Raw genomic sequence first — 24,110 nt, forward strand, 5'->3', positions numbered from 1 at the left:
CAGGCACGGCGTGCCTGCAAGCCTCTATGATAATCGTTCTGTCGCCGGCGAAATCGCTCGACTACGAAACCCCGCCGCACGTCAAAAAGCACACGATCCCCGATTTCGTCGACGACGCGGCTGAATTGATTGGCGGTTTGCGTCGTTTGTCGCCGCAGCAGATTGCTTCATTGATGGACATTTCGGATCAGCTTGCGCACCTGAATTTCCAGCGTTACGCGGACTGGTCGCCGAAGTTCGACATGCATAACGCCAAGCAGGCCGTACTGGCGTTCAACGGTGATGTGTATGAGGGCTTCGACGCCAAGACGCTGTCCTCCGCCGATCTGGACTATGCGCAAAACCACGTGCGTGTGTTGTCTGGCCTGTACGGCCTGCTTCGCCCGCTCGACCTGTTGCAACCCTACCGGCTCGAAATGGGCACGCGGTTGTCCAATCCGCGCGGCAAGGATCTTTACGCGTTCTGGGGTGAGCGGATCACGCAGGCGCTGAACGCCCAGCTGAAAAAAAACGCGGTGGCCTCGCGCGTGCTGGTGAATTGCGCATCGAACGAGTACTTCAAGTCGGTTCGGCCGAAGCTGCTCGAAGCGCCCGTCATTACGCCGGTGTTCGAAGACTGGAAGGGTGGCCGCTTCAAGATCATCAGCTTCCATGCGAAGCGGGCGCGCGGGCTGATGGCGCGCTTCGTCGTGGAAAATCGCCTGGCGAAACCCGAGCAGCTGAAGGCGTTCGACTCCGAGGGCTATGCGTTCGACGCCGATGCCTCGAACGATTCCACCTACGTATTCCGCCGGCGCGTCGCGGAATGAGCAGCGCGCCGCGCACATCTGCAGGAAGAACATCATGACGTTATCCATCACGAGCAACTTCGACGCGGGCGCCATTGAAGTGCTGGCTTGCGAAGACGCCGCCAATATCCGCCTGCGGGTGCGGCCGGATAGCCATGCGGAGTTTGCGCAGTGGTTTTACTTTCGGCTCTCGGGCGCCGCAGGCGAGCGCTGCCTGATGACGTTCGAAAATGCGGCGGCATGTGCGTTCGCGGAAGGCTGGCGCGACTACCGGGCCGTCGCGAGCTACGACCGCGTGAACTGGTTTCGCGTGCCGACTTCGTATGACGGCAAGGTGTTGACGATCGATCACACGCCGGATTTCGACCGGATCTACTACGCGTATTTCGAACCGTACTGCGAAGAGCGTCATTCGGAGTTTCTGGGCGCCGTGCAGCAGATGCCGCAGGCCGCGCTGACGGAGTTGGGCAAGACCGTCGAAGGCCGGCCCGTGTCGCTGCTCACGCTCGGCACGCCGCAAACTGGCGACACGCCGAAGAAGAAAGTCTGGCTGATCGCGCGTCAGCATCCTGGCGAGACGATGGCCGAATGGTTTATCGAAGGGCTCGTGAAGCGTCTGGCAGGCTGGGGCGACTGGGTGGGCGATCCGGTCGCGCGCAAGCTATACGATCACGCGGTGTTTTATATCGTGCCGAATATGAATCCCGACGGCAGCGTGCACGGCAACTTGCGGACTAACGCGGCTGGCGCGAATCTGAACCGCGAGTGGATGGGACCGGATGCGTCGCGCAGTCCCGAAGTGCTGGTGGTGCGCGATGCGATTCACGCGATCGGCTGCGATCTCTTCTTCGACATTCACGGGGACGAAGCGCTGCCTTATGTGTTCGTGGCGGGCTCCGAAATGCTGCCTGGTTTCACTGAGCGTCAGGCCGAAGAGCAAAGGGCGTTTATCGACGCGTTCAAGCAGGCGAGCCCGGACTTTCAGGACAAGTTCGGTTACGCCGCGAGCAAGTATCGCGAAGATGCGCTGAAACTGGCATCGAAATATATCGGCAATGAATTTGGTTGCCTGTCGTTGACGCTGGAAATGCCATTCAAGGACAACGCCAACCTGCCCGACGAACGCGTGGGTTGGAACGGTGAGCGTAGCGCGTCGCTAGGCGCGGCCATGCTGCAGGCCATTTTGCATCACGTCGAGACGTTTGGCTGACACCATATAGGGTGGCGCGGCTTGCGTCCGATTGATGCTGCAAAAGAAGAGGCGCATACCGCTGAGGTATGTGCCTCATTTTCATTGAGCGCCCGGGTGGCGGATGCATGCGGCAGTCTTGAGCGTGCGACCGCTATTGCGATTTCTTCTTGTTGACCGCCTTGCTCGACGTCGTCCTGGACGATTTGCCGGAACCGGATCGGGAAGACTTCGTCACCGCTTTTTTCGAGGTCTTGCCTGCGGCCGAATGCTTGCCTTTCGAGCCTTTGTGCTTGCCCGAAGCGGAATGCGATTCCGGCGACCGCGAACTTTGCGCGCGCGCGGGCGGCACCGGATCATTCCAGCTGAACGCGAGCATCTGCGCACCTACATAGCCGCAGCGGAACTTCAGATCGGCAGGATCGCCATTACCGCTCTGCGGAATGCCGAGCCCTTCGACGGTGACGATATTATCGACCTTGACGCGCTGCTTGCCTTCGTCGAATGAATCGTTCCACGGCGTGACAGTGGCATGCGCGCTGTCGAACGAACTGGACGGAAACTCGACGTGGTCGAAGGCGGTGGATGTGCTTGCAACGAAGTCGCCATGAGCGGCACAGTCGGCGACCAGAGGGTCGGCGTGCATTTCATTGACGAACTTGTTGACGAGATCGTTGTGCTGTTCGAGTTGATCGGCGAAAGCGGGAGCAGCGCATGTGAGCGAGAGTGTCGCTGCAAACGTTGCCAACCGGCCGACCAACCGCAGCAATCGGCGCGGTACGTTGGTGCGATCCATCTAGTTCGTTAGAGACTAATGACGTGAGGCATGTAAGATGCCTGGCGAGAGTGTGTAGTTCAATCCTGATAAAAATTTTTGTCTTCGCGTGCTCAATGAGCTACGCATCAGGTGTGTTGCGGGGAGTCAGCACAATGCAGTCTTCACAATGCGCGTATTCGTGAGTCTGCTCATACCCGCGCTTTTTATCAGGTGCGTGGACCACCTAGGCGGTAGCGCCGCACATCATACGTAGTGACCCATGCCGGACGATAAACCGCGATCAACGCCGTGGACATACCAGTGAACCACGCTTCGCCGATGGCGAGAAGGAAAACGCTAAACGCGTAGCCCGCAGGCACCACTGTGATCGAACCATCGGCGAGCGCGACGTGCACGCCGAGTGCTGCGGCAGCCGTTAGCGACACGGCAATGGCGGGCGAGACGAAACCCTGGCCAAAGATGAACATGAAGAGATTGCGAGGCAGCCACGCTATGCTCGCACGCTGAACCAGCGTGGAGATGCCGACCGGCAGCGCGCCGTATACAAGGAAAGTCAGTGCGATGCCTTGCCATGGCGCGTCGAAGATGACCGCCGCGAGGCCGGTGACGATTGCCATCGCGATCAATGCCAGCGCCCAGTCAAATAGAGTGACGACAAGCGTGGCGCCGAGCAGATGCATGACGGTGCCGTCGTCGAGCCAGGCATTACTGGCCCACAGCACCGACACAGCGACGATGATCGCCAGCCAGACATGCTGCAGCGTGCCGTCCTGAAGCCGTTTGAAAGGATTTTTCCACAGCGCGAGCGCGACCACTATCGCAGTGGCGATCCAGCCACCGACAGCGACCCAGAACGGAAGCGGTGTGTACAGGAAACCCATGAGTCTCATATTACTCGTTGGACGAGAAAAGGTGTGAGCGGATTCCATGCCAGCGAGCACCCACGCCAACCGATAGTGTGCACGCCTTGACCAGCGCGTGCATCGAGCGAGCTCAGGCCGGCCCTTGCGCCGGCTTGTCGGGGTCTGACAAGACGGGCGGCGTGACGCCGTAAGAACTGCATGGCTCCGCCGCCATTGGCAGCGCCACTTCGGTGTCGCTGGCAGGCAACGGATACTGGAAGCGCCGACGCAGGCGTCGCCGCAACGGCACCACGCCGGCCTGTCCCATTACCGGCCGGATGACGGCCTCGCTGTCATTGCTGAGTACGCGCAGATGGGTGGTCAGCCAGCCGTTGTAAAGCGCGACCGCGGCCGCGCGATTAGGCGCCCCGAGTTGCTGGAATATGCTGGTCAGGTGGATCTTGACGGTGCCCTCGCTGATGCCGAGCGTGCGGGCAATCATTTTGTTGGTGCTGCCCATGTGCACGCAGCGCATGATCTGCTCCTGGCGAGGCGACAGTCCGTTGGACAGCCTGCCGCGGCGCGGCGGCGGATTCTTCTCGTCGAATGGCCGGATGGTGGAATCCGGCGGTAGCGGCGGATTGAGCGCCAACGCGCCGGCCGGCACATAGTGGCCACCAAGCAGCACCATCTCGAACGCGCGCACGATCAGGCACGGGTCGGTCTCGCGCGCGATCACACCGAGCACGCCTTCGTCCATCAAGTCCCGCACGCCGGTTGGATTCACCTGGTCGGCGAGCACGGCAATGCGCAGGTCCGGATAGTGGCTGAGCAGTTGACGCACGTCCGCCACCGACATCCAGTCCTGCCAGTCGATCACCAGCAGGTCAGGCCGCTGTCGCTTGAGCGGCCGCTCGAGCTGCCGCCAGTCCTGGGCCTCATTGAAACGCGCGAGCCGGTCGATTTGACGAAGTAAGGCTTTAACTCCGTCACGTCGTTCCGCGTCGGCATTGAGTATCGAGAATCGCATGCATGTCTCCAGATGATTCGGGCAAAGTGACGCGATGCGCTGAGCCGGGAAGAAGGGTGGCCGCGCGGCGATGCGTCTCCGTGCCTATGATGACAAATTCCTTTCCGTTTGACCCCCTGTCCAAAAGGCATAGGAGAAATGAAACAAAAGTGGGAGAAAAAAAGCCCCGCTCTTGGCGGGGCTTGTTCTCGCTTAGACGGCGACTCCGTTCTCAATGGAAATGGGGCTGGGCCGGCTCGGCGTCTTCCGGCATTTCGGCATGGACGATTTCACCGAGCGGATCGGCATAGAGCGGGACGCCGCAATCGTCGCAATACTCGGGCTCGAAGCGGCCCGCATGACGACGCACATCCGTCACACCGGTCTCCTTCAGTAACGCGACGATTTCCTCGAGCGGGTCGTCTGAAGCCGGCGTTTCCTGCGGTTCCTCGTCGATGCCCGGCTCGCCGTTCTCACGGCCATAAAGCGGCCACACGACGCCATAGATCACGTCGTTGCTGCCGCGGCGCGTAAAGCCGACGCGGTATTCGTCGATACGGTGTTCGCCAAAGCCTGCGACGACCGCGCGCAATTCCTGCGGCGCGGCGCCGATCGTGTCGAACAGATAGCGCACGGCGGTTCGCACGGTATGGGGGCGCACACATTCGTCCGCATCGCGACACGCCGAGTAGTACGCGTCAGGCAGCAGGCATTCGAATTCGCAGCCGGGCAGCACGAGCGACAGATTGGCACCGCCTTGCGTTGCCCACTGTTCGAGGCACTGGCCGCGCTCGATCCGGCTACCGTGCTCTTCCTCCTGCCAGCGGAATATCGGCTCGCCGACCGGCGCGACGACCACCGCCAGCAGGAATCGCGGGTCGGCGAGAATCGGCGAGGTCTCCGGCAGTTCACCGAGATTCAGCTTGGCGCTGCTTCCGGTCATCGCCGCCTGGGCAAGTTGCTGCGCGAGGCGCCAGGTCTCCACGTGATGACGCGGCAACTGGTCGATGCTATACATGAACGGCGTCATGGCGACGCGTGTATTCGACGCAAGCACATGGGCTTGCAGATGCGCGCGCAGCGCGTCCGCGGAGTCTGCCTTGAGCGCGCCGGACGGGATCATGTAGCGCGTCCACGCGAGCACGGGCGCGGCGATCAGCAGCGCTTCATAAGTCGCGCCTTCATGTTCTACGATGAACGACTCGCTATGCGTTTCAGCCATGTCGGCGAGCGCGCCATAGGCGTCAGGATGATTCTGTTGTAGATGATCGAGCGCGGCGTCGAGCGTAGTTTGATTGCCGTTGCGCACGATTCTGGTTAGCAACGCGTCGAGCTTCGCTTCCCAGAAGCGGTCCTCGGTGCGACTGCCTGACGCGAAAAGCGCGAGCGAAAGACCGACGAGTTTGTCGGCATCGGGGGGGAGACGTTTGGCGATTCGCGAGCGCATAAATCCGAAATTTGGGGGGCACAGAACCTTGTATTCTATTCTTTTCCATGCCGCCATATCGTTTGGCCGGCACTCGGAGAAGGTTTAAGGCATTTCCGAGCGAAGCTTCTGACGTTTCCGCGCGTTGAATCGCCCATAAGGCGGCGGCCGGGGCTGATCATATCCATGACGTCTCACCGTGACTGATTGTCTGTTGACGAGAGTGCCGATAGTCGGCTTTGAAGGCGCGAACGCAGTCGTGTCGTGGTCGTGCGCAACAGGAGATTCATGTGAAGTCGGACCAGCTGATTGAGCGCCTTGCAGCCGTTTTCGCGCTGACCATTCTTGTCGGCGGTTCCCTTCTCGTGCTGGCGCCTTTCACGACTGCGCTGCTATGGGGTGCCATTCTGAGTTACAGCTCGTGGGGCCTCTACCGGCGATTGACCGCTTTGGTCGGCGGGCGACGAAAATGCGCCGCTACATTGATCGTGCTCATTATTCTTCTTGTGGTGCTCGGACCTTTTGTCTATGCGGGCTTTGCCTTTGGTGCCCATGTACACGACATCGTTGCGCTGGTGCAGAGGCTCGTCGAGGCGGGTTTGCCGGACCTACCGCCCTGGGTTGGGCGAATCCCGGTTGTTGGCTCGAACATGGAGTCGTTCTGGGAGCGGCTGACTAGCAGCAATTCTGAATTGATTGCACAACTGCGAATGCTTGCCGCGCCGGCCGGCAAGTGGATTCTGACGGCGGCGATTGCCGTGACACATGGTTTGGGTTTGCTCGCGCTCAGTATCGTGCTCGCATTTTTCTTCTACACGGGCGGGGAGGGCGCGGCGGCGTGGCTGAACGCGGGCATGCACCGCATTGCGGGTGAGCGCGCCGACTATCTGTTGGCGCTGGCGGGCAGCACGGTCAAAGGGGTCGTTTACGGGATTCTCGGCACAGCGCTTGTTCAAGGGATTCTGGCTGGCTTCGGCTGCTGGATTGCTGGCGTACCGGCTCCTGCGCTGCTCGGGCTGGCGACATTTTTTCTGTCAGTTGTGCCCGGCGGCCCGGTGATCGTATGGTTGCCGGCAGCAATCTGGCTGTATCACGGCGGCGCGACGGGATGGGCGATTTTTCTGGTCGTATGGGGTGTGCTTGTCATCGGCATGTCTGACAACGTCATCAAGCCTATCCTGATTGGCAAAAGCAGCGACATGCCGTTGATTCTCGTGATGCTGGGAATACTGGGCGGCGCGTTTGCGTTTGGATTTCTGGGCGTGTTCATCGGCCCCACGTTGCTGGCTGTCGCCTATACGGTGCTGCATGACTGGACGATAGGCGCTCCGGCCGCCCGGGCCGCAATGGCCGACGTGAAAGTACCCCTTGTCGAAGAACAAGGACGAATCAAAAAGGCCCCCTAAAATAATTTCGTTGCAGGGGCTTGCCAGGCGGATTGTGGCTCGCTAGAATCTCTCTCTTTCGTGCTCCGGACGCCGGGGCACGGGAAGCGGGAGAGCCTTGGCTGGCGAGGCTTTCGGCGCGGTGGGCAGGTTCAGGAAGTTACTGAAAACTGTTGACGGCGACACGGAAGTTCTTCATAATCTCGCTTCTCTGCTGCTGATGCAGCGGGCGCAGAAACGAAGCGGTGCGGGGGTGGCGAAGGTGGTCATCCGGTGCAGCGCGGTCGTGGAAGCGTAACTGATCTTTAAAAACTAACAGCCGATAAGTGTGGGCGCTTGATGCGCTGGCGCACACCGGGTCTTACGGGGCCGGGTGAAGCGAAAGTATCAGGTCTCACACAGTAATGAAAGGAAGGTTTTTCTGTCGAGAGATGGAAGGATCATTCGTCAGTACGTTGAGTGAGCGACCGGGTTCGAGAGAGCCCGAGAAACAGTAACAGGTTTGAACTGAAGAGTTTGATCCTGGCTCAGATTGAACGCTGGCGGCATGCCTTACACATGCAAGTCGAACGGCAGCACGGGGGCAACCCTGGTGGCGAGTGGCGAACGGGTGAGTAATACATCGGAACGTGTCCTGTAGTGGGGGATAGCCCGGCGAAAGCCGGATTAATACCGCATACGCTCTGCGGAGGAAAGCGGGGGATCCTTCGGGACCTCGTGCTACAGGGGCGGCCGATGGCAGATTAGCTAGTTGGTGGGGTAAAGGCCTACCAAGGCGACGATCTGTAGCTGGTCTGAGAGGACGACCAGCCACACTGGGACTGAGACACGGCCCAGACTCCTACGGGAGGCAGCAGTGGGGAATTTTGGACAATGGGCGCAAGCCTGATCCAGCAATGCCGCGTGTGTGAAGAAGGCCTTCGGGTTGTAAAGCACTTTTGTCCGGAAAGAAAACGCTGTGGCTAATACCCGTGGCGGATGACGGTACCGGAAGAATAAGCACCGGCTAACTACGTGCCAGCAGCCGCGGTAATACGTAGGGTGCAAGCGTTAATCGGAATTACTGGGCGTAAAGCGTGCGCAGGCGGTTCGCTAAGACAGATGTGAAATCCCCGGGCTTAACCTGGGAACTGCATTTGTGACTGGCGGGCTAGAGTATGGCAGAGGGGGGTAGAATTCCACGTGTAGCAGTGAAATGCGTAGAGATGTGGAGGAATACCGATGGCGAAGGCAGCCCCCTGGGCCAATACTGACGCTCATGCACGAAAGCGTGGGGAGCAAACAGGATTAGATACCCTGGTAGTCCACGCCCTAAACGATGTCAACTGGTTGTCGGGCCTTCATTGGCTTGGTAACGTAGCTAACGCGTGAAGTTGACCGCCTGGGGAGTACGGTCGCAAGATTAAAACTCAAAGGAATTGACGGGGACCCGCACAAGCGGTGGATGATGTGGATTAATTCGATGCAACGCGAAAAACCTTACCTACCCTTGACATGTATGGAAGTCTGCCGAGAGGTGGATGTGCCCGAAAGGGAGCCATAACACAGGTGCTGCATGGCTGTCGTCAGCTCGTGTCGTGAGATGTTGGGTTAAGTCCCGCAACGAGCGCAACCCTTGTCCCTAGTTGCTACGCAAGAGCACTCCAGGGAGACTGCCGGTGACAAACCGGAGGAAGGTGGGGATGACGTCAAGTCCTCATGGCCCTTATGGGTAGGGCTTCACACGTCATACAATGGTCGGAACAGAGGGTTGCCAAGCCGCGAGGTGGAGCCAATCCCAGAAAACCGATCGTAGTCCGGATCGCACTCTGCAACTCGGGTGCGTGAAGCTGGAATCGCTAGTAATCGCGGATCAGCATGCCGCGGTGAATACGTTCCCGGGTCTTGTACACACCGCCCGTCACACCATGGGAGTGGGTTTTACCAGAAGTGGCTAGTCTAACCGCAAGGAGGACGGTCACCACGGTAGGATTCATGACTGGGGTGAAGTCGTAACAAGGTAGCCGTATCGGAAGGTGCGGCTGGATCACCTCCTTTCCAGAGCTTATGCGTCAGGCGACGCACCAAGCGCTCACGCTTATCGGCTGTGAACTTTGAAGACACACATGCACAGCATACGCAGACAGACTCAGGGGTCTGTAGCTCAGCCGGTTAGAGCACCGTCTTGATAAGGCGGGGGTCGATGGTTCGAATCCATCCAGACCCACCACTGATTCTGCGGTGGCTGACCGGTGAGACCCCCGGGGATGGAAAGCAGATGCTGTTCTGTGCATGACCGGGGGGATTAGCTCAGCTGGGAGAGCACCTGCTTTGCAAGCAGGGGGTCGTCGGTTCGATCCCGTCATCCTCCACCAATCCTCAATGCCTAGTGTTCGGTATTCACCGAGCGTTATGCATTGGCGATTGAGCCAGTCAGAGCGATACGTGGTGATGGTAACTGCGCTATCGGCTGTCGTTCTTTAACAATCAGGAAGAAGTAGTAAAGAGATTCACGAAAGCGTGCCTCGAGATGGGTGCGTGAGTAGGTGAATCAGGGTTGTGATTGTATCAATGTATTTTTAAGTGATCGAAAGATTGCTTTGGAATACGGCGCAACACGAATACTCAACCTGTAGCGATGTGGATCACGCCGGATTCCCAGTGAATGCGGCCGAGACGCACCCGTTATAGGGTCAAGCGAACAAGTGCATGTGGTGGATGCCTTGGCGATCACAGGCGATGAAGGACGCGGTAGCCTGCGAAAAGCTACGGGGAGCTGGCAAACGAGCTTTGATCCGTAGATGTCCGAATGGGGAAACCCGGCCCGAATGGGTCATCCGTGACTGAATACATAGGTTACGCGAAGCGAACGCGGCGAACTGAAACATCTAAGTAGCCGCAGGAAAAGAAATCAACCGAGATTCCCAGAGTAGTGGCGAGCGAAATGGGAGCAGCCTGTACTCTTTATCTTCATTGTTAGTCGAACGCTCTGGAAAGTGCGGCCATAGCAGGTGATAGCCCTGTAGACGAAAACAGCGAGGAAGAACTGGGTGTACGAGAAGTAGGGCGGGACACGTGAAATCCTGTCTGAAGATGGGGGGACCATCCTCCAAGGCTAAATACTCGTGATCGACCGATAGTGAACCAGTACCGTGAGGGAAAGGCGAAAAGAACCCCGGGAGGGGAGTGAAACAGATCCTGAAACCGCATGCATACAAACAGTCGGAGCCTTCGCAAGGGGGTGACGGCGTACCTTTTGTATAATGGGTCAGCGACTTACATTCAGTGGCAAGCTTAACCGATTAGGGCAGGCGTAGCGAAAGCGAGTCCGAACAGGGCGATTTCAGTCGCTGGGTGTAGACCCGAAACCAGGTGATCTATCCATGGCCAGGATGAAGGTGCGGTAACACGTACTGGAGGTCCGAACCCACTAACGTTGAAAAGTTAGGGGATGAGCTGTGGATAGGGGTGAAAGGCTAAACAAACCTGGAAATAGCTGGTTCTCTCCGAAAACTATTTAGGTAGTGCCTCGTGTATCACCTTCGGGGGTAGAGCACTGTCATGGTTGTGGGGTCCATTGCGGATTACTACGCCATAGCAAACTCCGAATACCGAAGAGTGCAATCACGGGAGACAGACATCGGGTGCTAACGTCCGGTGTCAAGAGGGAAACAACCCAGACCGCCAGCTAAGGTCCCCAAATATTGCTAAGTGGGAAACGAAGTGGGAAGGCTAAAACAGTCAGGAGGTTGGCTTAGAAGCAGCCATCCTTTAAAGAAAGCGTAATAGCTCACTGATCGAGTCGTCCTGCGCGGAAGATGTAACGGGGCTAAGCAATATACCGAAGCTGCGGATGCATATTTATATGCATGGTAGGAGAGCGTTCCGTAAGCCTGCGAAGGTGCACTGGAAAGTGTGCTGGAGGTATCGGAAGTGCGAATGCTGACATGAGTAGCGATAAAGGGGGTGAAAAGCCCCCTCGCCGTAAGCCCAAGGTTTCCTACGCAACGTTCATCGGCGTAGGGTGAGTCGGCCCCTAAGGCGAGGCAGAAATGCGTAGCTGATGGGAAGCAGGTCAATATTCCTGCACCATTGTCAAATGCGATGGGGGGACGGATCGCGGAAGGTTGTCCGGGTGTTGGACGTCCCGGTCCTTGCATTGGAGAAGGCGCTTTGGCAAATCCGGGCGCGGAATTCAAGGGTGCGAGGCCATTCACTTCGGTGAAGAAGCAATCGGAAGTGGTTCCAGGAAAAGCCTCTAAGCTTCAGTTTGACAGTGACCGTACCGCAAACCGACACAGGTGGGCGAGATGAGTATTCTAAGGCGCTTGAGAGAACTCGGGAGAAGGAACTCGGCAAATTGGTACCGTAACTTCGGGATAAGGTACGCCCCTGTAGCTTGATGCCCCTGCGGGCAGAGGGTGAAGGGGTTGCAATAAACTGGTGGCTGCGACTGTTTAATAAAAACACAGCACTCTGCAAACACGAAAGTGGACGTATAGGGTGTGACGCCTGCCCGGTGCCGGAAGATTAAATGATGGGGTGCAAGCTCCTGATTGAAGTCCCGGTAAACGGCGGCCGTAACTATAACGGTCCTAAGGTAGCGAAATTCCTTGTCGGGTAAGTTCCGACCTGCACGAATGGCGTAACGATGGCCACACTGTCTCCTCCCGAGACTCAGCGAAGTTGAAGTGTTTGTGATGATGCAATCTCCCCGCGGCTAGACGGAAAGACCCCATGAACCTTTACTGTAGCTTTGCATTGGACTTTGAACCGGTCTGTGTAGGATAGGTGGGAGGCTTTGAAGCGTGAACGCCAGTTTGCGTGGAGCCAACCTTGAAATACCACCCTGATCTGTTTGAGGTTCTAACCTGGGTCCGTTATCCGGACCGGGGACAGTGCATGGTAGGCAGTTTGACTGGGGCGGTCTCCTCCCAAAGTGTAACGGAGGAGTACGAAGGTACGCTAGGTACGGTCGGAAATCGTGCTGATAGTGCAATGGCATAAGCGTGCTTGACTGTGAGACTGACAAGTCGAACAGGTGCGAAAGCAGGTCATAGTGATCCGGTGGTTCTGTATGGAAGGGCCATCGCTCAACGGATAAAAGGTACTCTGGGGATAACAGGCTGATACCGCCCAAGAGTTCATATCGACGGCGGTGTTTGGCACCTCGATGTCGGCTCATCTCATCCTGGGGCTGTAGCCGGTCCCAAGGGTATGGCTGTTCGCCATTTAAAGAGGTACGTGAGCTGGGTTTAAAACGTCGTGAGACAGTTTGGTCCCTATCTGCCGTGGGCGCTGGATATTTGAAGGGGGCTGCTCCTAGTACGAGAGGACCGGAGTGGACGAACCTCTGGTGTACCGGTTGTCACGCCAGTGGCATCGCCGGGTAGCTATGTTCGGAAGAGATAACCGCTGAAAGCATCTAAGCGGGAAACTCGCCTTAAGATGAGATATCCCCGGGGCTTCGAGCCCCTTGAAGGGTCGTTCAAGACCAGGACGTTGATAGGTCAGGTGTGGAAGCGCAGTAATGCGTTAAGCTAACTGATACTAATTGCCCGTAAGGCTTGATCCTATAACAGGTGTGTGACGGCCAGCCGTCAGTGCGCAAGCACTCATGGCAGGCCCACCCTGCGCCACGCGCAGGGTCTTGTGCAGACCACACACGGTTGAGATCAGTGTTGTGCCAGAAACAGCACAACCCAAAACTTCTCTGGTGAGCCTCACCAGACACTACTTCTTCCCCGATTGGTTGGGCTGTCCCCCACAGGACAGCGCAACATCAAGTCATGCCTGATGACCATAGTGCGTCGGTCCCACCCCTTCCCATCCCGAACAGGACCGTGAAACGACGCCACGCCGATGATAGTGCGGATTACCCGTGTGAAAGTAGGTCATCGTCAGGCTCCCCAGCAGCGTCAGAAACCCCACCCCCAGAAGGTGGGGTTTCTGCGTTTACGGCGCGTACAAACCGGCTGCCCGACAACGGCAACACAACAGCTTCGGGCGCAGGCGCAATAGAGCGTCAACCAGTCCTGAGTCCGACGCACCAGCCCATCCGCCGTCACACCGGCACATGACCGCAGGCACACGGCCGGTAACGCCTTCCCCGCTGCAAGCTTATATGCAGTTCGCTTTTGACGAATCAAAGCAACGTGTTTTCGTCACACTTCCACCTTTCCCCGACTCAGCGCTTACCAAGCAAAGCAGACCACCCAAGCCACCGCTTCAAAAAACGCTCGCGCCGACGCGATCTCCCGCGGAATAAAGCACACACCGCATCCCCGTCCCAAAGTCTGGCCAGCCGCTCACTCCGCCGCAAAAATCATCGCCGTAACAAGCGCTGTCGGTTTCATACCGACGCTCATCTGCCTTAACATCCATCCCGAAATACTGTATAAATATACAGTGAAAACGCGTCACCGGATGCCTGCTTCAATGCCGGCAGGGCGGAGCATTCCCTATTGAAAGAGCGTGTCCATGGCAGCAGCGATTCAACTCGCGACTACCTCGCTGTCGTCGCAATTGCGGCGGCAGGTATGGCAGGGCAATGAGCTTGCCGGAGCCGACGCGCGCGTCATTTCAAGCGGCTATGCCGCCCTGGATCAGCTATTGCCTGGCCAGGGCTGGTCCATGGGCGCCCTGACCGAGTTGCTGGTCGAACACGGCGGCATCGGCGAAGTGCGGCTGTTGGCTCGCGCGCTGTGTCATCTGACGAGGCAAACCGGGCGGCATGTGATGTTCGTGGCGCCTCCCTATCAGCCGAGCGCTGCGGCGCTGAAAGCGTGGGGTGTCGATGTGGAACGCGTGTTGTGGGTGCGCGCAGCCGAGGATCAGGCGTTGTGGGCCGCCACGCAAGCATTGAAACAGGACGGGATCGGCGCGGTGCTGGTCTGGTTGCCCACCGCACGTGCCGACAAAGTCCGGCGTTTGCAGGTGGCGGCGCAGGAATCGGCGGCGTTGGCGTTTTTGATACGGCCTGTCGAGGCCGCCACGCAATCGTCGCCGGCACCGTTGCGCATGATCTGCGAGCCCGTGCTGCCAGCCAACGCGCAGACCATCAACCGTCGTGAATGGCTGCAGGAGATTGGCCTGTCGATTGACATCTTCAAACGACGTGGGCCGCCGCTAGCCGAACCCCTTCGTCTTATTTTGCCTTTACAGAGCGTCCTGTTGCCGCAGAACCGGGGCGGCGGCGATCAAGGGCGAGAGATCAAACATGTTGTGGATCGCAGTCACATTGCCACTCTTGTCGCTGGAAGCGGTGAAGCCTCTCGTGCCGCTTCCGAATGGCTTGCCCGCGCAGCCGAATCGGCGTGAAGCGGGCAGCGCCGCAACCGGGACCTCAGGTGATGAAAACGTCACCGAGGCGCGCTGCTACGCGCTCGCCGATCACGCGCACATTCTGATGCCGGATCTCGACGCATTGCGGGCCGGCGTCCACGCGGGGCATTCGCGCTCGCATGCGTTGGCGTTGGCGCCGAGCCTGGAGTTGCTCGCCGCCGATGCCGCCCGCGAAACGCAGTCCTTCGAAGCAATAGCACTTGCGTTGCTGACCTACACGCCGAAAGTATCGCTCGCCGACGCTCATACGTTGCTGCTGGAAGTAGGCTCCGGTTTGAGACTGTTCGGCGGCTTGCGCGCGCTCCTGTCGCGGGTATCGGCGACGGTCGCGGAATTCGGCTACACGGCCCGCATCGCCTGTGGGCCGACGGCCTGGGGCGCATGGCTACTCGCACAGGCTCGTGCTGTAAAACACGGGCGTCGCTGGCACGTGGTGAAGGAGACGTCGCTGGCTCGCGTACTCGATCGTTTGCCGGTGTCGCTATTGCCGGTTGCGCAGACGCATCGCGATGCCTTCGTGCACGTCGGTTGCGCTACGTTGGCCGATTTGCGGCAACTGCCGAGATCAGGCGTGGTGCGGCGCTTCGGCGGCGGCATTCTGGATTTGCTGGCACAGGCCTATGGCACGCGACCCGACCCGCGCGAGTCGTTTCGTGCGCCGGCGTCATTCCATGCGCAGCTGGAGTTGCCGTCGAGAGTGGAGAACGCCGACGCGCTGCTGTTCGCCGCGCGTCGGTTGATCGTGCAGCTGGCCGGTTGGCTGAGCGCGCATCATGCGGCGTTGAGTGGCTACACGTTGCTGCTCGAACATGAACTGGCATCGCGTCACGCGCCGAGAACATCGAGCCTGAAGGTCGCATGGGCCATACCGTCGCGCGATGCCGAGCATCTGATCTGGCTGCTGCGTGAGAAGTTGAATCAGACGGTGCTGGCGGCACCCGTAATCGAGTTGAAGCTGGTCGCCGATCAGATCAGCGAGTACGCCGGACAATCTGACACGCTGTTTCCGATGCCCGAGTCGGACGGTGACTCGATTGCGCGCCTGCTCGAACGGTTGAGCGCGAGATTGGGGCCGGAGAACGTACTGCAAATGTCCGAGCAGGACGACCATCGGCCGGAGCGGGCCATGCGCGTCGACGCATATCAGGCGCAGGCGTTTTCGCGGAAGAAGCGCTCGCCGAAGACGCGGACCAGAATCAAAGCCGATAAAACCTGGTTGACCGATGAACTGCGCCACGCAACGCTCGAAAACGCATCCGCAGAAAGCGTCGGAGCGCAGCCAGCAATTCAACCGGCCGACACGCGCCGACAATCTGGCGAACCCGAAACCACCGCAAAGAGCGCTCACCCATCAGCGCCTTCACATCCACATCGACACTCGAACGAAACTCACAACGAAACCGGCAACGAAACTCAGCACGAAACCCAGGCCTCGCTCGACCTGCCAGAGCGCGCATTGCCGTCGCAACCACGCCCCGTGTGGATGCTCGACAAGCCGCTACGTCTGATGATGCGTGACCAGCGGCCCATCTACCGTCGTCCGCTGAAAATGCTCACGCGTACCGAGCGGATCGAAGCGGGGTGGTGGGACGGCAGCGGCGTCGAGCGCGACTATTATGTCGCGGCGGACGATCATGGCCGCATGTTCTGGGTTTATCGCGAGCGTCTTGGCGGCGAATGGTATTTGCACGGTCTGTTCGGCTGATCATCATGAAGACTTCATGGCCAACGCTTCCGCCGCAAGCGCTCGACACGCATCTGCCGCCCTACGCGGAATTGCATTGCCTGACCAATTTCTCGTTTCTGCGTGGCGCTTCGCATCCGCAGGAACTGGTGAGGCAGGCCATGTCGCATGGTTATAGCGCACTTGCCATCACGGACGAATGCTCGCTCGCAGGCGTCGTGAGAGCGCATACGGCGTTAAAGGAAATCAAAAAAGAACAGGAGCAGGAGGAGGGGCCGCACAAACCGCTCCCTGAACTGATCATTGGCAGCGAACTCAATCTGACCGATGCCGACGGCGATCCCTTCTGCACGCTGGTTGCGCTGGCAACGAACCGCAACGGCTACGGTAATCTTTCCGAGTTGATCACCCTGGGCCGTTCGCGCGCTGAAAAAGGCAGCTATCGTCTGAGCTCATTCGACTTGAGCGAGGCGCTGCCTCATCTCGAACATCTGAAAGCGTTACCCGATTGTCTGCTGATTCTCGTGCCGCAACGTACGGCGACGCTTTCGCACACGCTGCATTGCGCGCATTGGCTCGCGAGGCTTGCGCCGCAACGTGCATGGATCGCGCTCGAACTCTGGCAAACCGGCAGCGACGATCTCCAGATCGACGCCCTGCGGATGATCGCAAAGGAAACGGGTCTGCCGCTGGTGGCGGCAGGCGGTGTTCTGATGCATGCGCGCTCGCGCAAACCGTTGCAGGACACGTTGACCGCAATCAGGCTCGTCAAGCCGCTTTCCGAGTGTGGTCACGCGCTCGAGCCCAATGCCGAGCGGCACATGCGCACGCGAGTACGCCTTGGCAAGTTGTATCCGCGCGATACGCTCGAAGAGACATTGCGCATTGCCGCGCTGTGCCGCTTCTCCCTGAACGAACTCAAGTACGAATACCCGGAAGAACTGGTCCCCGCAGGCGAATCGCCTTCGAGTTATCTGCGCAAGCTGGTCATGGCCGGCGCGATGGAGCGTTGGCCGAACGGCCTGGATCTGAAACGTATTGGCCAGATCGAGAAAGAGCTGGAACTGATTGCCGATCTGAAATACGAAAAATACTTTCTGACCGTGCACGACATCGTGAGCTTTGCGCGTTCCAGAAACATTCTGTGTCAGGGACGAGGTTCGGCAGCGAATTCGATTGTCTGCTATTGCCTGCACGTGACCGAAATCGATCCGGTGCACATGAACATGCTGATCGAGCGGTTCATTTCTCGCGCGCGCAACGAGCCACCCGATATCGACGTCGACTTCGAGCATCAGCGCCGTGAGGAAGTGATCCAGTACATCTATTCGAAGTACGGACGTCATCGCGCGGCGCTGACGGCGTCGCTGATTACGTATCACGCGCGCAGCGCTTTGAAGGACGTGGGCAAGGCGCTGGGACTGGAGGTGTCGCTGATCGAGCGCATCAGCAAGTCGCAGCAGTGGTGGGACAGCATGGATTCCATCGCCAGATATCTTGCTGAAGCCGGCTTCGACGCCAACTCGCACATCACGCGAAACCTGATTCGTCTTACGCACGAACTGCGGGCTTTTCCACGTCACCTGTCGCAGCACGTGGGCGGCTTCGTGATCGCGAAAGACAACCTGTCGCGGCTCGTTCCGATCGAAAACGCAACGATGAAAGATCGCAGTGTCATCGAATGGGACAAGGACGATATCGACGCGCTCAACCTGCTGAAAGTGGATGTGCTCGCGCTCGGCATGTTGTCGGCGATTCGCCGCGCGCTGGAATTCGTCGCGTTGCGGCGCGGCTTTCCGGCCTTCCGGGTGCAGGACATTCCGCGCGAGGATCGCGCCGTCTATGAAATGTGCGGCCATGCTGACACGATCGGCGTGTTCCAGATCGAGTCGCGTGCGCAGCAAAGCATGCTGCCGCGTCTGAAGCCGAATAAATATTACGACCTCGTGATCGAAGTCGCGATCGTGCGGCCCGGACCGATTCAGGGCGGCATGGTGCATCCGTATCTGCGTCGCAAGCAGGGGCTCGAAGCAATCGACTACGCTAAAGACGAGTTGCGCCCGGTGCTCGAACGCACGCTCGGCGTGCCGATTTTCCAGGAGCAGGTCATGCACCTGGCCATGGTGGCGGCGAAATATACCGGTGAGCAGGCCGATCAGTTGCGTCGCGCAATGGCGGCCTGGCGCCGCAGCGGCAACCTCGCCAGGTATCAGCAGGACCTGAACGAGCGTATGTCGGCGCGCGGCTACGAAAAGGATTTTATCGATCGCATCTGCAGCCAGATCGAAGGGTTCGGCGAATATGGTTTTCCGGAGAGCCATGCGGCGAGCTTCGCGTTGCTGGTCTATCTGAGCGCATGGCTGAAACGCTATGAGCCGGCCGCTTTTCTGGCCGGGTTGCTGAACAGCCAGCCATTGGGTTTCTATTCGCCTTCGCAACTCGTGCAGGATGCGAAGCGTCACGGCGTCAAGGTGCTTCCACCGGATGTCACGTTGAGCGACTGGGAATCGACATTCGAAAAGCGTGATCGTGAAGGCGAACGGATTTCAGCGGACGAGACCTGCCTGCATCGTCAGCAGACCGTGCTATCCGCCCAGCAACTGCGTGATCTTTCGCTGCGGCATCTGACTTTGAGCCGGACGGTGCGGCGCGCGGCGAAACGGTTGACGGCGCGCGTGTTCCAGCCGTCGAACACGTATGGCACACGCGATCCTTCGGTACGTATTGGCATGCAGTTGATCAAGGGGCTTTCGGAAGCGGCTGCTGCGCGCATCGTGGCCGCCCGGCGCGACGCGCAGTTTGCCGATGTCGACGATCTCGCGCGTCGTGCGGCCTTGACGCGCCGTGATCTCGAAGCGCTCGCCGCCGCGAATGCGCTCGTCAGCATCGCGGGTCACCGGCGTGAAGCGTGGTGGGCCGTGACCGCCCAGCATACCGTGCCGAGATTGCTGCGCGACGCGCCGATCGCCGAGTCGCCGCTGGCATTGCCGCGGGCTGCGGAAAGCCGCGAAATCGTCGACGATTACGGAAGCATTGGGCTCACGCTCAATCGTCATCCGTTGGCGCTGTTACGCGCGCGGCTTGCCAGCCAGCGTTTTCGCTCGGCGGCGCAACTGGCCGCGTGCCGGCATGGCACGCTCGCGCGCGCCTGCGGCATCGTCACTGTGCGGCAACGGCCGGGCACGGCAAACGGCACGGTTTTCGTTTCGATCGAAGACGAAACCGGTTCGGTCAATGTGATCGTCTGGCCGTCGCTGGTGGAAAAGCAGCGCAAGGTATTGCTGGGGTCGTCGCTGCTGGCGGTCTACGGTGTGCTGCAGCGGGACGACGGCGTGGCAACCGGCGGCCACCACGCAGGCGGCGTGATGGACGCGACCCAGGCGAGGAAGAATCAGGCGAAAGTGAAAAAGCACCAGGGGGAAGTGATCCATCTCGTCGCGCATCGCCTCGAGGATCTCAGCGAGTGGCTGGGGGAATTGTCCACGGCGAGCCGGGATTTTCATTGAAAGCAGGGGCGGCTAGCGGTCGCTTGACCCTAACCGCCGCAACGCTGCGGCGTGTGTTTTTAAGTGCGCACTGCGCAGCGCCTCTGTCAGGCGCCGCGCCGGCATGTCAGCCGCGCCACGGAAATGCCGCCAGCACTTGCCGGATCGCCGTATCGAAAGGCGTGCGGCGTCCGATTCCCAGTGCTTCGAGGCGCCCTGACGCCAGATGGCAATTATGCGGACGCGGCGTCGCATCGGCAGGGGTCGCCTGCGGCGTCAGATGCGCGCTGAGTTGCAACGCCTCGGCGAGTCGCACGGCGATTTCGTACTTGTTCATCGGCTCGTCGCCCGACCATTGGACGATGCCGCGAATCGCTTTGCCGCGCGCATGCCGTTCGAGCATCTGCCGGATCACGAACGCGACGTCTGGCGTAAAAGTCGGATAGCGGATCGCCCATGCGTCCATGACGGCCGGTTTGCCGTCAGGCGCCGCCGACGCCGCGATTGCCGGCACGAGGCTCGTGACGGCCGACTCCGCCCAGTCGACAGTCGGCCCGTATAGCAATGGCAAACGCAACACGCAACCCAGATCGGTTGACTCCATCAACGCGCGCTCGCCTTCCAGCTTGCTGCGGCCATAGGCGTTCAGTGGCGCGGGCGCCGAATCGGGCTGATAGGGCGGGTGGGCGCCGTCGAACACGTAGTCGGTGGAAATCGACAACGTCCACGCGCCGCACCGATGCGCCGCGGCCGCCAGCGTGCGTACCGCGTCGACGTTCAGCGCGCGGGCCAGCTCGGGGTTGTGCTCGCACACGTCCGGGCGGCGCTCTGCCGCGGCAATGACGACCGCGTCTGGCGCTTGCTGCTCGATAAACCGGTCGACGGCCGGGGCGTCGCGAATGTCCAGCGCGATCCGGTTCGCGTCCGGGCGGCTGAACGCCGTGGCCACGACCTGCCAGTCACGCTGCTGGCCCAACTCGTCGACGATTGCCCGTCCCAACAGTCCCGACGCACCAATGACAGCGACTTTAAACATGGCGTCAGGCTGCCGCGCCGGTCGCGCCTTTCACCATGTAGCCGGCTTCGACGATAGCCGCCTGCAGCGTCTCGACGGGCTGCGCGGATTCGATTGCAACGCGTCCTGAATCGAGATCGACGCGTACCTGCGCAGATTCGTCGTGTTCGCGGATCGCATTCGTAACGGCCGTCACGCAATGCTGGCAGCTCATACCTTCCACCTGAAGTTCGATCGTCATGGGTAAGCCTCTTCGGAATACGTGTTGCGATAGCTGGATTATGCCTGCCGAACCGTATTCGCGTGGATGACCTTCCTATTGTTGGAAGGTGTAGCATCGGCGAACACATTCGAGGAAGGCAGTCATGAATATTGGTGAAGCGGCCCGCGCGTCGGGCGTCACGGCAAAGATGATCCGCTATTACGAGAGCGTCGGCCTGCTTGCCGCCAAAGGGCGCACGAGCGCCGGTTATCGGGTGTACGGGACGCAAGAAGTGCATTCTCTGCGATTTATCCGCCAAGCCCGCCGGCTCGGCTTTCTGGTCGAAGACATTCGGCGTCTGCTGGCGCTGTGGCACGACCGCTCGCGTGCCAGCGCGGAAGTCAAGGCAATTGCGCTGGAGCATGTCGCCGAACTGGATCGCCGGATTGCCGAACTCACCGACATGCGCGACACACTCGCGCATCTGGCGGCTCATTGCCACGGCGACGACCGCCCAGAGTGCCCGATCATCGAAGGACTTGCAGACACCACTCTCCTGTCTGTACAGGGTTGTCACCGTACTTAGCGCGTCAAGCTATCTCTTGCCCCTCTCATATGCAATCGCCGCTTATGCACAAATACTGTGCATACTTGTTACTCGGGCGAGCGTGCCGTAAAGCGCCTCCAAATAATTGACAAAAAAATCAACAATTCCAGCGCACCAAACCAGGGCGTCATTCCAGATTGGAATGCACTTCATGCGGGCATTTCACTAGCGGGGTTGCACCGAAAGACTATAATTCGGGTTAACCCTTTTACGGGAAATCCCTGATATCTATACTTGCCGGGGATTCATCCGATTCCTTGGAGAAACATCATGTTTGCCTACGTACTTGATAAGCTGAGCTACTGGTTTGAAACTGCAGAACGTACCCGCCGCGAAGCGTACCTCGCGTCTTCGTCGGATATCGTGCAACTCGAGCAGCGCATCCGATCGCTGGAAAGCAACGGCTACTCGCTGTAAGTTTGCCGGCCGAGACGGGTCCGCAACGGGTTGGACCGGCAACGCGCTTGTGATCGCGAAGCCTTGCAGCAAAATGTTGAGCCCCGTATAGACGGGGCTTTGTCATATCTGGAATATCAATAAGGGTTGCCCGCTGGCGGTAAATCGCTAAAGGTGGCGAAATGGGCTAGCCGCGTCGACGACGTCGGGTTAAGGTAAGGCACGTGCTCTGCGCTGTCGGCACCTTTTCCAAATTCAACGGGCCTGTCCAATGTCGCTTTCCCGTTTGCTCAAATTCATGCCCGCCGCCACCGTCACTGTCGCGCTGGCAACGTCGTCGGCACCCACACTTGTCATGGCGGCGTCGGCCGATGGACGCAAGCCCGTGATCCTCGATTCGCAGGGCGGCATAAACGACGGGCAGAGCGGGACCGTGCTGCAAACCGCGCCGCTATCGCGGGATCGGATCGTCGAGGCGCAGCCCATGGCGTCGCCCACCGAACTCGCGCCGAACTCGTCGACGCCGATTGTCGTAGCGCCCTACATCCAGTACCCGATCGGCGGTGCGCCACCACAGCCACAACCACAGCCGCGCCCTGTGATCCATTCCCGGTAATCCGCAAAGGCCGCACTCCCCGCGACTTTTCCCGACGCAGTTTCGTATTGTTTCGTTTCCATTTCCGCGCGGCCAATAAGCGACCACGAGGTCAGCGCACGCGCACATTCGGGTTTGGGCGCATGGCGTGGCCGACGCCCTCCGACGACAATCGTTGCGCGGCGTTGTAAGCGACGTGGGCGGACCTGTCGCGCCACACGCTGCCATCGAACGAAAACAGAACAAGGAGACAGACAATGCCCATTCGCTGGATGCGGCGCACTGCCGGCGCCTGCTTGACACTGCTCGCGCTCGCGGCGCTGCCTGGCCTCTCGTTTGCCCGGGACACACCGGAAAGACCCACGCTCACCATGGCAGTTGGCGGCTTGCCGGGTCTTTACTATCTGCCGGTCCTTGCCGCACAACAACTGGGTTACTTCAAGGACGAAGGTCTCGACGTCACACTCGAAGACTTCGCCGGCGGCTCGAAAGCGCTGGAGGCGGTGGTGGGTGGCAGCGCCGATGTGGGCGCGGGCGCATTCGAACACACGTTGTTCATGCAGGAGAAAGGGCAGCACTTCCGGGCGTTCGCGCTAATGGGCCGCGCGCCGCAGATCGTCGTCGCGGTGTTGAAGTCGAAAGTCGATCAGCTCAAAACGTTGGCGGACTTCAAGGGCGCCAGAGTCGGCGTAAGCGCGCCGGGATCGTCGACTGATCTCGTGCTCACCGTTGCGTTGCGCAAGGCCGGCGTCCAGCGTAACGAGATTTCGGCGATTGGCGTGGGCAGCGGCAATACGGTGCTGGCGGCAGTGAGCGGCGGACAGATCGACGCGCTTTCGAACGTGGATCCGATGATGACCAAGCTCGTACGCAGCGGCTCGATCAAGGTGCTCGTGGACACGCGCACGGTCAAAGGAACGCAGGATGTCTTCGGCGGGACGATGCCTGCGGCCACACTCTACGCGCCCGACAGTTTCATCCAGAAATATCCGAAGACGACGCAGGCGCTCGCCAATGCGATCGTTCGCGCGGATCGCTGGCTGCAGACCGCGAGCGACGCCGATCTATTGAAGATGGTTCCGCCGGCCTATCTGCTCAACGACTCGTCGCTCTATCTCGAGGCGTTTCACAACGTGCGCGACGCCTACTCGCCGGATGGCCTGATGCCCGCCGATGGCCCGGCAACTTCGTTGCGTGCGCTGTCGTCGTTCGATAGCCGGCTCGACCCGAAAAAGATCGATCTGAATGCGACCTATACGAACGATTTCGCGCGTCGGGCTGCGGCACAGTTGAAGTGATCGCGCTTGCCGGCTGGGCGGCGCTTAAGTGCCGGTGTCGTGCCGGTGCTGATGTAGTGCCGGTGTTTGTTGACAGCGCGGCGCCGCG

Annotated in this window: 16 protein-coding genes, 2 tRNA genes and 3 rRNA genes; 15 read left to right on the plus strand and 6 right to left on the minus strand. The window is 59.6% G+C overall.

Annotated elements, in window-relative coordinates; translation table 11 throughout:
- The first annotated feature begins 26 nt into the window (after positions 1–26).
- Together yaaA and AAGS40_RS04775 are read left to right on the plus strand one after the other, a co-directional pair.
- A complete protein-coding gene (gene yaaA / locus AAGS40_RS04770; protein WP_345813557.1) occupies positions 27–809 on the plus strand; it encodes a peroxide stress protein YaaA in 783 nt (260 codons plus the stop codon).
- A 34-nt stretch (positions 810–843) separates the two neighbouring features.
- Positions 844–1,998 carry a M14-type cytosolic carboxypeptidase gene (locus AAGS40_RS04775; RefSeq protein ID WP_345813558.1) on the plus strand — a complete coding sequence of 385 codons (1,155 nt, stop codon included), beginning with the start codon at positions 844–846 and terminating at the stop codon, positions 1,996–1,998.
- A gap of 133 nt (positions 1,999–2,131) precedes the next feature.
- Here AAGS40_RS04775 and AAGS40_RS04780 read toward each other — a convergent pair whose 3' ends face one another.
- From AAGS40_RS04780 to AAGS40_RS04795, 4 genes are all read right to left on the minus strand, one after another.
- Positions 2,132–2,773: a hypothetical protein gene (locus tag AAGS40_RS04780; RefSeq protein ID WP_345813559.1), complete on the minus strand. Its 642-nt coding sequence runs from the start codon at positions 2,771–2,773 to the stop codon at positions 2,132–2,134.
- Between the two features lie 188 nt (positions 2,774–2,961).
- Positions 2,962–3,636 (minus strand): energy-coupling factor ABC transporter permease, encoded by a 675-nt coding sequence (locus AAGS40_RS04785; RefSeq protein ID WP_345814268.1) that lies wholly within the window; start codon positions 3,634–3,636, stop codon positions 2,962–2,964.
- 112 nt (positions 3,637–3,748) lie between these two features.
- Positions 3,749–4,627 carry a response regulator transcription factor gene (locus AAGS40_RS04790; protein WP_345813560.1) on the minus strand — a complete coding sequence of 293 codons (879 nt, stop codon included), beginning with the start codon at positions 4,625–4,627 and terminating at the stop codon, positions 3,749–3,751.
- Between the two features lie 211 nt (positions 4,628–4,838).
- The gene (locus AAGS40_RS04795) at positions 4,839–6,053 is read right to left on the minus strand and encodes a DUF2863 family protein (RefSeq protein WP_345813561.1); all 1,215 of its coding nucleotides are present in this window, start codon (positions 6,051–6,053) and stop codon (positions 4,839–4,841) included.
- Positions 6,054–6,322: 269 nt separating this feature from the next.
- Between AAGS40_RS04795 and AAGS40_RS04800 the strand changes: the two genes are divergently transcribed.
- The 9 genes from AAGS40_RS04800 (at position 6,323) to AAGS40_RS04840 (ending at position 19,930) form a co-directional block, all read left to right on the plus strand.
- Complete coding sequence (locus tag AAGS40_RS04800; RefSeq protein ID WP_345813562.1) at positions 6,323–7,438, plus strand: AI-2E family transporter; 1,116 nt, start codon at positions 6,323–6,325, stop codon at positions 7,436–7,438.
- Positions 7,439–7,921: 483 nt separating this feature from the next.
- Positions 7,922–9,454, plus strand: a 16S ribosomal RNA gene (locus AAGS40_RS04805).
- 95 nt (positions 9,455–9,549) lie between these two features.
- Positions 9,550–9,626: transfer RNA gene (locus AAGS40_RS04810), tRNA-Ile, on the plus strand.
- A gap of 69 nt (positions 9,627–9,695) precedes the next feature.
- A tRNA-Ala gene (locus AAGS40_RS04815) sits at positions 9,696–9,771 on the plus strand.
- A gap of 316 nt (positions 9,772–10,087) precedes the next feature.
- Positions 10,088–12,971, plus strand: a 23S ribosomal RNA gene (locus tag AAGS40_RS04820).
- A 217-nt stretch (positions 12,972–13,188) separates the two neighbouring features.
- A 5S ribosomal RNA gene (gene rrf, locus AAGS40_RS04825) occupies positions 13,189–13,302 on the plus strand.
- The 16S, 23S and 5S rRNA genes sit together here with 2 tRNA genes alongside, the layout of an rRNA operon.
- A gap of 574 nt (positions 13,303–13,876) precedes the next feature.
- The gene (gene imuA / locus AAGS40_RS04830; RefSeq protein WP_345813563.1) at positions 13,877–14,716 is read left to right on the plus strand and encodes a translesion DNA synthesis-associated protein ImuA; all 840 of its coding nucleotides are present in this window, start codon (positions 13,877–13,879) and stop codon (positions 14,714–14,716) included.
- Positions 14,616–16,445 (plus strand): DNA polymerase Y family protein, encoded by a 1,830-nt coding sequence (locus tag AAGS40_RS04835; RefSeq protein WP_345813564.1) that lies wholly within the window; start codon positions 14,616–14,618, stop codon positions 16,443–16,445. Before imuA ends, AAGS40_RS04835 begins: the two co-directional genes overlap by 101 nt.
- A 5-nt stretch (positions 16,446–16,450) precedes the next feature.
- Positions 16,451–19,930, plus strand: coding sequence for an error-prone DNA polymerase (locus AAGS40_RS04840; RefSeq protein ID WP_345813565.1), 3,480 nt, complete (start codon positions 16,451–16,453; stop codon positions 19,928–19,930).
- Positions 19,931–20,036: 106 nt separating this feature from the next.
- Here AAGS40_RS04840 and AAGS40_RS04845 read toward each other — a convergent pair whose 3' ends face one another.
- Both AAGS40_RS04845 and AAGS40_RS04850 read right to left on the minus strand, forming a co-directional pair.
- Positions 20,037–20,945, minus strand: coding sequence for an SDR family oxidoreductase (locus AAGS40_RS04845; RefSeq protein WP_345813567.1), 909 nt, complete (start codon positions 20,943–20,945; stop codon positions 20,037–20,039).
- Positions 20,946–20,949: 4 nt separating this feature from the next.
- Positions 20,950–21,165, minus strand: coding sequence for a cation transporter (locus AAGS40_RS04850; RefSeq protein ID WP_345813568.1), 216 nt, complete (start codon positions 21,163–21,165; stop codon positions 20,950–20,952).
- Between the two features lie 124 nt (positions 21,166–21,289).
- Between AAGS40_RS04850 and cueR the strand changes: the two genes are divergently transcribed.
- From cueR to AAGS40_RS04870, 4 genes are all read left to right on the plus strand, one after another.
- A complete protein-coding gene (cueR, locus tag AAGS40_RS04855; RefSeq protein ID WP_345813569.1) occupies positions 21,290–21,712 on the plus strand; it encodes a Cu(I)-responsive transcriptional regulator in 423 nt (140 codons plus the stop codon).
- Between the two features lie 291 nt (positions 21,713–22,003).
- Positions 22,004–22,150 carry a DUF3563 family protein gene (locus tag AAGS40_RS04860; RefSeq protein WP_345813570.1) on the plus strand — a complete coding sequence of 49 codons (147 nt, stop codon included), beginning with the start codon at positions 22,004–22,006 and terminating at the stop codon, positions 22,148–22,150.
- 250 nt (positions 22,151–22,400) lie between these two features.
- A complete protein-coding gene (locus AAGS40_RS04865) occupies positions 22,401–22,745 on the plus strand; it encodes a hypothetical protein (RefSeq protein WP_345813571.1) in 345 nt (114 codons plus the stop codon).
- 236 nt (positions 22,746–22,981) lie between these two features.
- Positions 22,982–24,022, plus strand: a complete 1,041-nt coding sequence (locus AAGS40_RS04870) for an ABC transporter substrate-binding protein (protein ID WP_345813573.1) — start codon at positions 22,982–22,984, stop codon at positions 24,020–24,022.
- The last annotated feature ends 88 nt before the right edge of the window (positions 24,023–24,110 follow it).

This window comes from Paraburkholderia sp. PREW-6R (assembly GCF_039621805.1).
GTDB lineage: Bacteria > Pseudomonadota > Gammaproteobacteria > Burkholderiales > Burkholderiaceae > Paraburkholderia.